Genomic DNA, 11,824 nt, shown 5'->3' with positions numbered 1-11,824 from the left:
ATTATCAGCTAATTTCCCCGAAATTTACATCGATTTTTAAAGTATTACAATGTCAGTTGAAATAAAAATTCCTACAGTTGGAGAAAGCATTACGGAAGTTACCTTATCTAAATGGGTTAAAAAAAGCGGAGATTGGGTGGAAAGAGATGAAGTAATTGCCGAATTAGAGAGTGAAAAAGCAACTTTTGAAATTAATGCCGAAAATGCGGGCGTATTGGAAACCAAGGCTGCTGAGGGGGATACTTTAAAAATTGGGGATATTGCTGCAATTATTGATACCGATGCTCCAAAACCTGCAACAGCAGCTACCCCGGAAGAAAAAAAGGAAGCTCCAAAAGAAACAAAACCTGCCGCTGAAAAACCTCAAACCTCGCAAGATGTAAAGGCAACACCTGTTGCAGCTGCAATAATTGCCGATAAAAAAGTGGATCCTAAAACAGTTACTCCAACAGGTAGTAACGGTAAAATATTTAAACAGGATGTATTGGATGCATTGAGCAATCCGGGTAGAAAACCGGGAGTTGCTTTATTCGGAAGAGCAGATCGTCCTGAAAAAATGAGCAACCTCCGCAAAACGGTTAGTCGCCGATTGGTGGAAGCTAAAAATACTACAGCTATGCTCACCACTTTTAATGAAGTGGATATGAGCGCCGTAATGGAAATAAGAGCTAAGAATAAAGATAAATTTAAAGAAGCACACGGAGTGAATCTCGGCTTTATGAGTTTCTTTACCAAAGCCTGCTGCTTTGCGTTACAGGAATGGCCGGCTGTAAATGCGATGATCGATGGGGATAATATTGTTTACCATGAATATTGCGATGTGTCCATTGCCGTTAGTGCGCCAAAGGGCTTAGTCGTTCCCGTTATACGTAATGCGGAAAGCCTGAGCATGTCCGAAATTGAAAAGAAAGTAGTAGAGCTGGCAACCAAGGCAAGAGACAATAAACTTACTATTGAAGAAATGAGCGGGGGTACATTTACCATCACTAACGGTGGTGTGTTCGGTTCTTTGTTAAGTACACCTATTATCAATATACCGCAATCTGCTATTTTGGGAATGCATAAAATAGAAGAAAGACCAATTGCTGTCAACGGGCAGGTAGTGATAAAACCAATGATGTACCTGGCTTTAAGCTATGACCATCGTATTATTGACGGAAGAGAATCGGTAAGCTTTTTAGTGAGAGTAAAAGAATTACTGGAAAACCCTTCCCTGCTTTTATTTGGAAAAGATCCGGTTAAAAGTTTATTAGAGTTATAAATTGTTATACACATCAAACCTATTGCCACAAGAAATGATCTTGTGGCTTTTTATTTTTGTTATATGAGTCGCTTCCGTTCATACCTATATAGTGCTGTACGAATTATTGAATCTTATAAAGGAGAAACTCCTTTAGCCGTTTTTTTGAAAAATTATTTTTCGGAAAATAAAAAATATGGTGCAAGAGATAGAAGACAAATAGCTGCACTATGTTATTATTATTTTAGAATTGGAAAGGCTGCTGAAAGCTTGTCTGTTTCCGATAAAATAATACTGGGAACTTTTTTGTGTGAAAACGAGCCTTCTGAATTTTTGGAAACAGTAAAACCTGAATGGAACGACCAAATTGAAAATGTGTTAAAGAAGAAATTAGCGCTGGTAAAGACAGCGTTTTCCATCGATACTATTTTTTTGTTTAAAAAGGAACTAAGCGCGGGCATCAATATGGATGCATTTTCTACGTCATTTTTAATACAACCCGACCTGTTTATTCGTATACGTCCTAAAGTTAGGTTAGGTGTATTAAGCAAATTAGAAAAATCGAAACTGCCGTATAGATTATTGGATGATGATTGTGTGGCTTTGCCTAATTCAACAAAAATAGAAGATTACTTTACTTTAGATAAAGAAGTAGTTATACAGGACCTTAATTCACAAAGAGTATTGAATTTTTTCAAGCCGCAACATGCTACTCATAAAACGCCTGCCATCCCTGCCTGGGATTGTTGTGCGGCAAGCGGCGGAAAATCTATTTTATTATATGATATTTTTAATCAGCGCATAGACCTGACCATATCAGATATTCGGCCAAGTATTATTTTAAATCTTCATCATCGTTTTGCAAAGGCAGGCATTAAATCATATAAATACTTTATTGGAGATCTGGCGTCTCCAAAATTTACAGAAACGTTACCGGTCGATCAACAGGATAATTTAAAGCCGGCCATTGTTATTTGCGATGTGCCTTGTACGGGTAGCGGTACATGGAGCAGAACGCCGGAACAACTGGTTTTTTTTACAAAAGAGAAAATTAGTGCATACAGCCTCAAGCAAAAGCAAATTGTTACTAACGTTATACCCTATCTTCAAAAAGATAGCGCTCTTGTTTACATAACCTGCTCTGTATTTAAAGAAGAAAATGAAGAAGTGGTGGCTTTTATCAAAGATAAATTTCAACTGGAATTGGTTCAACAGGAATTGCTACAAGGATATGCTCATAAAGCAGATACTATGTTTGTAGCGATTTTCCGCAAACGATAGCTATTACAGCAGGTGTATTACCTGCTTGGTAATTTTCTTTTTATTGTCTGCATATAGTGTTACAAAATAAACGCCTGAATTTAGTTTCTGGAAAGGGATAGTATATATTTTACTGCCCTTCGGCTGATTTTCATTATACGTGTATATTAATTGTCCTGCCGAATTGCATACTGTAATCTGTATGTTAGATGCATTTTTTTGTGAGATAAAAACTTTCAGATCATTTACAGCTGGATTTGGATAAATGGAAATACTATCTGTATAAACTACTGCAGATGTATCCAGGTGCGTTACAACAGTCGAATCAAGATAAAAGCTTGTGTCAGCAGCAATAGTCATTTTGACCCTGTAAGAAATGCTTTGGGAAGGAAGCCCGCTTAGATCATCCGTAAAAGAAAAATCATTAACTGTAAAAGATGTGGCTTTATTTAAAGTGCCTATTGCAATATAATTCGCATCTGAAGAAAGTTTTCGTTCAACAATAACATTCATGTCTGCAGCACTTTTGACCATCCAGTTAATGGATGGCCTGTTGTTATCAGCTACTATTTGTTGCGTGTGCAGTTGTTGAATTAATTGTACAAACGCTTTTTTAAAATCAGGAATGCCATACCCTGTTCTGTTGTCAGGATCGGTATAGCGATCGGATGCTTTATGCAAAGCATCAATAATTTGCATATTGCTTATTTCAGGAAAAGCCTGCCACAAACAAGTTGACAAGCCTGCTATAATAGGACAGGAGAAAGAAGTTCCGCCATCATAAGAGGGCTGTCCTGTATAAGGACTTTCAACTATAGCATTTACACCAACGGCAGCCACATCTGGTTTCGTTTGCCCGGCACTGTTAGGACCATACCCGGAAAAATAAGCAGGTTGCCGGTTAATATCAACAGCACCAACAGAAAGAGCACTGTCCGCATCGCCTGGCGTATCAATATAATGCCATGCATCGCCGCCGGAATTGCCTGCAGCAGCTACCACTAAAATTCCTTTACGGGCGGCTATATTAATTCCTTTGTCAATAATAGTAGATTTTCCATCTAAGTCGGCATATGTATAAGAGCCAAGGTTATTATCAAACGTATTATATCCGAGTGACACTGAAATTACATCTGCACCCAAGCTATCTGCTTTTTCTGCAGCATTGATCCAATTGTATAACTCAACAGGATATTCACTATTCAGATCTTCTGTTTTATATAAATAATAATTGGAACCGGGGGCAGTTCCAACAAAAGTGCCGGGCATATTGGAGGCAATCGTGCTAAAGCATTGCATGCCATGTGCATCATCATCACTCACCAATGTATCACGGCTTACGAAATCCCATGTCCCCAGTATCTGGTTATTATAACGAGCACTGTCAAAGCTCGGTAAAGTATTAAAGTTATAAAATCCATCATCTGTCATAGTAATGATCATGCCATTACCTTTAAAACCGTGGTTATGCAGAAACTCCCCATTGTGTAAATGGATCTGGCCAAAAGCTGCACCATAATAACTACTATCTCCTGTAATACCTTCAGGAGAGGTTGGACGATTTACTTCAGGTGTAACAACTGCAGCAGGTCGCATAGCAATTGTATTAGAACTGACAACAAAAGTGAAGGTGTTTATTTTAGCCAATGCGTTCGCATCTGTTGTTTGAATACACACGGTATTTAACCATTTGCTTATGTTTACGATAGTAACGTTTCCGGATAGACGAATACTGTCGAGATATGCCGGTGTTACAGGAAGATCCACACTGTCAATAATAATGTTGTGCTGTGATCTTCTGTCAATAGCACGTTGTGTAAGAAATTGTGATGGATCATTAAGGGTAAAAGGTGTTCCTGCTTTATCTTTTAACTGAATAACATAACGGGAGAATTGAGCCATACTATTTTTGCCCGCAAGCAAAATAATAATAAAAAGCAGGCATTTCTTCATAAAAGAACTACGGCTTAGTTATGATCGATGATGGTAAGTGTAATGCCGTACGAGGTAGATTCATAAGCACCTAATCCAGGCTGCCATATGCGATGTACAAAATTACGGTACACCAAACCTACTCCTTTTGCATATTGTTCTACACTGTGTGTTACCTCGCTGTAATAACTAACATCAGTTGTATCGCCGGAAACTTCATCTCTTTCATTTACAGTTACGGTACTGTCAAAACTGAGATTGCCAACAGTAGCCGGTTGATTTACGTTTGAATACATGTAATCCCAGTCGTCCATATAGCTTAGATCCCAGTCAGCTACCCCAGGAGTAGTAACAGTTTGTGTTTGTGTTTTAGTATCGATATATGCATTCCCTTTCCACGAAAAGCCTTCAGTCATCGGCGCAGCCAATTTTATATAACGAAGATTATCGGCAATGAACTCAATATTACTTTTGGTAGGAATAGTAAAGAAAGTATTATCAGGTTGCCATTCGTCGGATTCATTTTTTTTGATGTAATGATAAATGCGATAACCCGTACGACCAAGCGTATCTGTAATAGGCACCGAATCCACTACATCTTTTGCGAAATAACTTATTGTTTGAGGAATGCCGTTATTGGCATATGAAATAGAATCGAGCTGGTAAATAATATACTTACCGGGTGTTTGCAGGTTATAATCGCCTAATGATACAGGAGAGAAATCATCTGTTTTATTACAAGCGCTAAGAATGGCAATAGTAATAACAGAAAGAAAAAATAATTTTTTCATATTTGGAAAGTTACATAATCAGAGACAATTTCTGCTAAAAAGGCTGCTTGCTACGCTGAATAATTCCTCCGCCAACAACATCATCTCCTTCATAAAATACAGCACTTTGGCCGGGTGCAATTCCTTTTACATCCTCATAAAAACGCACATTTGCATTGTTTTGGTATGTATGCAAAGCACTTAGAGCACCTTTATCTTTATAGCGTATTTTGGTTACTGCTTCAAAACCATCTGGTACGCCATCGTATTTTATCCAGTTGATTTTTCCAACTGACATTTCATTTTTCTTCAGATCTTCTTCATCGCCTAAAACAACTGTATTTGTATCCGGGTCAATGGCGGTAACAAATGCTGGTTTACCCAACGCAATATCCAATCCCTTGCGTTGCCCCACCGTGTAAAAAGGATAACCTTTATGTGTGCCCAGGATATTGCCAGCGGTATCTACAAAGTTTCCACCAGTCACTTTTTCTTCTAAATGATCTACTCTTCTTTTTAAGAAACCACGATAATCATTGTCGGGAACAAAGCATATTTCATAGCTCTCATTTTTCTTAGCTAATTCAGGATAGCCGAAATCATGCGCCATCTGGCGGATGGCTGTTTTATGATAAGTCCCCAAAGGCAACAATGTTCTGCTTAACAGATCCTGTTGTAGTCCCCAGAGTACATAGCTTTGGTCTTTTGTGTCATCTATGCCTTTACGTAAAAAATATCTTCCGTTGGTATGTTGATGGATTTGTGCGTAATGGCCGGTAGCAATAAACTCACAATCCATAGCATCGGCACGTTTTAATAGTGCCCGCCATTTAATATGCGTGTTACACATTACGCAGGGATTAGGAGTTCTGCCTGCTAAATATTCTTCTACAAAATTGTCGATCACAAAATCACCAAATTCATCTCTTATATCCAATATATAATGCGGAAAACCATGTTCAACCGCAGCAGCCCTTGCATCATTAAATGAGTCAATGTTACAACAACCGGTTTCTTTTTTACCGTTGCCGCCACTACTGGCGTAATCCCAGGTTTTCATAGTAATACCTACCACTTCATAACCTTCATTATGAAGCATTAACGCTGCCACGGTACTATCAATACCGCCACTCATTGCCATCAATACTTTACCTTTTCTGCTCATGTCTTTTTTCTCCGTGCAAAGATAACACAGTTTGGGTTGGTATTGTTTTGCAGCGATCAGAGATAATTGAATTAAGAGTCTATCCCTATTTCCTTAATTTTAATATAGATGAACCAGCCTTTACTTCAAATACAAGATCTTTCTGTTGGATTTACAACTGATAACAAATCTGTTGCCGCAGTAAAAAGCAGTTCTTTTGAGATCAATGCAGGTGAGATCACGGTTATTGTCGGAGAGTCCGGTTCGGGAAAATCCATTACATCTTTAGCCATTATGCAGCTATTGCCAAAGCAAGCAAACACAAGCGGCAAAATTTTATTTAATAAAGAGAATGCACCGACTGTCGATCTGTTATCACTTTCTGAAAAAGAAATAAATGCTGTTAGAGGAAAAGATATAGCGATGATATTCCAGGAGCCAATGACATCATTAAACCCTGTTTTGACTTGTGGTTGGCAGGTAATGGAAACGATCCTGCTACATAAAAAACTTTCACAGAGTGAGGCTAAAAAAAGAACAATCGAACTTTTTGAAAAAGTAAAATTGCCTGAACCTGCTATTATCTTCGATCGTTATCCACATCAACTAAGCGGCGGACAAAAGCAACGGGTAATGATCGCCATGGCAATGAGTTGCGACCCTGCTTTATTAATTGCGGATGAGCCTACTACTGCATTGGATGTTACTGTACAAAGAACAATCATCGATCTGCTGAAAGAATTACAGCAGCAAACAAAAATGTCGATAATTTTTATAACACATGATCTTGCATTGGCAGCAGAAATAGGCAGTACCATTTTAGTTATGTATAAAGGAGAGATCGTTGAACAGGGAAATGCAAAACAGATTCTGCAAGAACCAAAGCATGCATACACAAAAAAATTATTAGGTAGTAAACTAAAAGGCAAAGGATATACAGCAGCAGGAATTTCATTGTCACCTGTTTTAAAAATAGAAAATCTGCAGGTTTGTTTTTTAAAAAAGAAAAAACTGTTTGGTGCTGATAGGTATGTTAAAGTAGTAGATGATGTAAGCTTTGAAGTGTACAAAGGAGAAACAATAGGATTGGTGGGAGAAAGCGGATGCGGTAAAACAACTTTGGGAAGAACCATTTTGCAATTGATCAAACAAACAGCAGGCAAAGTGATCTTGAACGGAACTAATTTGACAGCGTTAACCAAACAGCAATTGCAGCCATTAAGAAAAAATATACAGATCGTTTTCCAGGATCCATATGGGTCTTTAAATCCAAGGATCAAGATCGGAGACGCTATTGCCGAACCGATGAAAGTGCATGGCATGTTGAATTCAGATATACAACGAAAAGAAAAAGTAATAACATTATTGAACAAAGTGAACCTGGATGCATCAGTATACGATAAATATCCGCACCAGTTCAGCGGAGGTCAACGACAACGCATTTGTATTGCACGGGCATTAGCATTAAGCCCTTCTTTTTTGATCTTTGATGAAAGCGTAAGTGCTTTGGATGTTACTATTCAGGCACAGGTATTAGCATTGTTAAATGAACTGAAGAAAGAATTTGCATTCACTTCTATTTTTATTTCGCACGACCTTTCTATTGTACATTATATCAGCGACAGGATCCTTGTTATGCAGAAAGGAAAGATCATAGAACAAGGAACGGCAGATGATGTTTATTTTTCTCCGCAACATCCATACACCAAAAAATTATTAGCTTCCATGCCTAAAGGAATCGGTGTTTAATTTACAGTAATTAATTACCATATTCCGACATTCTTTTATACAGGTAATCCGTATCATCTCCATAGAAAAAATTGCGGGCGCTTGGATGTGCACCAAACAACAGCTTCTTTAATTGCTTTTGCAATTGTTCATCCCGGGGATCATCTTCTTTGTATTTTTTATCGGTCATGGATGTTAAACGCCCGTCTGTGCTTACTGAATCTTCTTTTTCAGGTTGTAAGCCGCTGATGCCGATCTTCCAGTCATCTTCTTTTTTAATGCGATATTTAAAGAAATACACAATGCCTTTTTCTTTGTAATAAACATGTTGTTTAGTGAGGAAAACAATAGAATCTATTTTTGAATAATTATTTCCTTCCAATAAAACACTACGGGCTATATCTTCCTGTGTTTTGTATTTTTCAGGAAATCTCTTTAATTGTTTTATTTCTTTCAGGTTCCTGTATAGCTCGCTACGATATTGGTCATCAGAAGCTAATGACAACAAAAGACTGTCTGCTACTGTTTTGTTATTTCTTAAAAGTAAAACCGCCGTATTCAGTAGTAACCCCTGGTTAGAAGATTGCAACAGTTTAGTAAAATACTTAGGAATGTTGGGGTTCTTATCGTAAAAAGGCATTAATAAAACGGCATAATTGTATAGCTCATCTTTGTGCTCATCATAGCCATAGTCCCTGTAGACACTATTGTCATTATCATCTTCGTCTGTTTTTTTAGACGATGCTAATTGTTCTTTTGTTTGCTGTTTCTTTAATTCAATTTTAGCATCAAAGTAAAATTTGCTGAAATAGCTTTCGTATTGATTGGCTTTAATAAAGCCACTATCCACCAACGTTACCAATAAAGAAGTTATCGGTTCTTTATAATCATCCAAAGAAGTCAGCTGTAATATCTCAGGAAATAATTTAGCACCCAAAGCCAATGTGTCGTTCAAGCCTCTGAACAAACCGGAATAATCGTAATTATTATCAAAAACAGGCGGATCCTGTAATACCAATTGCTTAAATAATAAAGTAGCTTCTTTTGTTTTGTGCGATGCCAATGAGCTGATCACTGCATTTTGAAATAAACTTGTATCGCCAACCTGCTCGTATATTTTTTTAAGCTGGTCAACAATAACAGGCTTGGTAGTGTCTTTGATATTACCTAATGCCGTAATTAAATTTGTTTTAGTATCGATGTAATCTTTATCTGTTGCTTTTAGCTTATAAATAGCATTGTACAATTTACCGGCATCTTTTTCTTCAAAATCAATACTGCTAAGAGATTTTTGTGCTTTGGAACGGGTAGCGCTATCGATGCTGAACAGGTCGGTTAAAAAGCTATCTGTAGCGCTGACAAAAATATTACGCCCCGGCTTTTTTAAATCGGGTGAAAATGAATGTAAGAACGAATCTGTAAATGCATCAAACTTACTAAGCGTATCGCCAATTGTTGTCAATTCAAAATAACGGTCATCTTTTAAGAAATCAATTTTTCGCATCGTTCTTGAAGAGCCGGTATCGGTTAATGTATACTGTGCACAAAAAGTTCCGTTTGCTAATGTGAAAGAATCTTTTTGAGAAACAAGCATGCTGTTCTCCTCCTTATATTCTCCAAATTTTCGGGCATAAAAGGAATTGGCTGTATCTATAGAATAATATTTGGGATATTGATAAAAGGAAACGGAAATGGCAGTCCCGGTCGAATCGGCGCAAAACCAGGCATACTTATAATCAGGCCAATATTGATAATAGCTCGAACTGTAGCCGTAATAACCACCTGTTAAATTATCATTCATTTTTTCCAATGATGAACGCAGGCTTTCATCTATTTGCGGAATTACAGGAGTTGTTACTGAATAATTTAAAAAAGTATCAATATAGTTTTTGTTTTGAGCATATTGATTGGAAACAAATTTGAAAGAGCGTATAAAATCACTGAAGTCTTTGCTTCTATCAGCACTTCTTGCTGCAATAGCATAATAAGCAGGGCCTTTAATAATGAAACGTGCAGTTATAACAGAGCTATCTTTTAAAAGCTCCTGTACATCCAGGCAAGGGTAACCGTTAAACGAAGAAAGCTTGCGTTGCAATTGTCTTTCAAAAATGTCGGAGGAACGAAAAGACTCTTCCATCAACTTCAGGTCAAACGTATCCTCATCCAGGAAAGAAAAATTATTTACATTTTTTTTAAAGACAAGGTAACCATCACCGGTAGTTTTATTAACGGCTTCATACTCCCAGCGGTTAATTTCATCAGTAGTATTGGTATTAAAGCTTTCTAAAGGAGTTTGTGGGAATTGTATAGAAAAACCTCCCTGCTTTGGAGAAAAAGCAGTGGTGACGGTTGTTGCTTCTTTTAATTGTATGGAGTTGAAATAACGTTCTGCTTCTGTGCCCTTCACATAATCCTCGTTGCCGCTCATTTTAAAAATAATTACTTCGTAAGGAGTTACGAAAATATTGTAGCGTTGAACATTCCCCCGTCTTGTTTTATTGGTAATATCATAACCACTATAGCCGTTCTTAGTAATTATTTTTTTAGAAAGAATTTTGCCGGGAATATTTTCATACAGCAGGCTGTCAACTTTTTTCAAGATGTCTTTTTCCGACTGCCCGTTAAAAGCAGCATAGGTTTTTACTCTTGTAACCATGTAATAGCTGCCGTTATTCATATCGGCAAATTGTTTCCGGTTCATAAAATGATCATCGGATGTTTTTGCCAAAGACCCGGGAACATCTACACTGTAAAAGCCGTCATCTGCTTTCACTGTATTAAATACAACCGGCACTTTTATTTTATCAATAGCATCTTTTTGCATGGCTTCTTTATCGATCATTTTAATAGGACGAAGCTTATAGCCTTTTGCACGCAATAGTTCTATAACGCCGCGACTGCCGGGTAAATGGGCGGCGCCCACGCCTACAAACAGCGAGCTTTTCTTTAAAATAGTATCAATGGAGTTTGCCTGTATCTCATTCCGTTTATATAAAAATTTTTCATTGAAGGCGTCGGACACTTCGATCATATTATCCAGTGAATCCATAAGGTCCAGGTCGCCATGGCGATAGGCTTCCTGTATTTTGTCTTGTATTTCCATCATAGAAGCTCCGTCGGTATCAATGGTCTTTTTCTTTTTCTCATTGTGCATATCAACATATGCATCCATTATCAGTTTTTCGGTTTCGTAATAATTTTCAACGCCGGCAGCTCTTTTACCTAGTTTTCTTCCGGTTTGATAGATGTATAGATCAAGAAAAGTATCTTCTTCAAAATCTTCCTGGCTTTGATAAGTACGATATAATAAACTATTTACAACAGGCGGCTCGGTGCTTAAAGCAGCTTTCAATTCATCTTCGTACTTAGTGATCCGGAAAGAGCTTTCATTTAAATAATCATTGCCTTGTTTTTGTGTAAAGCGGGTGTAGTTTTCTTTCATTTTATCCATCTCTACCATTTGCGATTGCCACAGTTGCGGATTTAGCTCCAGCGCCACTGCATCTACATTTTTTATAGCAGTGTAAAACGAATCGCTTAAGTGAAAAACCATTTTGCTGCTAACATGCATGGTGCCAAACAGGTAGGATGGTTTTTTTAAGCCATTGCCGGTTATTTCCCAAAAAAGACTGGAATATTTTGATGGAGATTTTTTTTGCCCAAAACCGGTGGTACAGGTAACGATAGTAATAATTAACAGTATTACTTTTAGTAGAGTTTTCTTCATATTAATAAAGTTGCGTAGCAATT

General features: G+C 37.5%; 7 protein-coding genes. 3 read left to right on the top strand and 4 right to left on the bottom strand.

Annotation, left to right across the window (positions count from 1 at the left end; genetic code table 11):
* Positions 1-49: 49 nt before the first annotated feature.
* A complete protein-coding gene (gene odhB / locus K9M53_RS14140; RefSeq protein ID WP_224016054.1) occupies positions 50-1,261 on the top strand; it encodes a 2-oxoglutarate dehydrogenase complex dihydrolipoyllysine-residue succinyltransferase in 1,212 nt (403 codons plus the stop codon).
* Between the two features lie 63 nt (positions 1,262-1,324).
* Positions 1,325-2,521, top strand: coding sequence for an RsmB/NOP family class I SAM-dependent RNA methyltransferase (locus tag K9M53_RS14135; protein WP_224016051.1), 1,197 nt, complete (start codon positions 1,325-1,327; stop codon positions 2,519-2,521).
* A gap of 3 nt (positions 2,522-2,524) precedes the next feature.
* Here the strand turns inward: K9M53_RS14135 and K9M53_RS14130 are convergent, their stop codons facing one another.
* The 3 genes from K9M53_RS14130 to mnmA all read right to left on the bottom strand — a co-directional run bounded on the left by K9M53_RS14130 (position 2,525) and on the right by mnmA (position 6,367).
* Positions 2,525-4,402, bottom strand: coding sequence for a S8/S53 family peptidase (locus K9M53_RS14130; RefSeq protein ID WP_224016050.1), 1,878 nt, complete (start codon positions 4,400-4,402; stop codon positions 2,525-2,527).
* A gap of 65 nt (positions 4,403-4,467) precedes the next feature.
* Complete coding sequence (locus K9M53_RS14125; RefSeq protein WP_224016048.1) at positions 4,468-5,223, bottom strand: hypothetical protein; 756 nt, start codon at positions 5,221-5,223, stop codon at positions 4,468-4,470.
* A gap of 34 nt (positions 5,224-5,257) precedes the next feature.
* Entirely contained in the window at positions 5,258-6,367 is a 1,110-nt protein-coding gene (gene mnmA / locus K9M53_RS14120) for a tRNA 2-thiouridine(34) synthase MnmA (RefSeq protein WP_224016047.1), read from the bottom strand.
* A 108-nt stretch (positions 6,368-6,475) separates the two neighbouring features.
* Here mnmA and K9M53_RS14115 point away from each other — a divergent pair, with 108 nt between their 5' ends.
* The gene (locus K9M53_RS14115; RefSeq protein WP_224016044.1) at positions 6,476-8,095 is read left to right on the top strand and encodes an ABC transporter ATP-binding protein; all 1,620 of its coding nucleotides are present in this window, start codon (positions 6,476-6,478) and stop codon (positions 8,093-8,095) included.
* A gap of 10 nt (positions 8,096-8,105) precedes the next feature.
* Here K9M53_RS14115 and K9M53_RS14110 read toward each other — a convergent pair whose 3' ends face one another.
* A complete protein-coding gene (locus K9M53_RS14110) occupies positions 8,106-11,801 on the bottom strand; it encodes a TraB/GumN family protein (protein ID WP_224016043.1) in 3,696 nt (1,231 codons plus the stop codon).
* Positions 11,802-11,824: the final 23 nt, after the last annotated feature.

The organism is Ferruginibacter albus, from assembly GCF_020042285.1.
Lineage (GTDB): Bacteria > Bacteroidota > Bacteroidia > Chitinophagales > Chitinophagaceae > Ferruginibacter > Ferruginibacter albus.
This window is presented reverse-complemented; position numbering and strand designations above follow the sequence as displayed.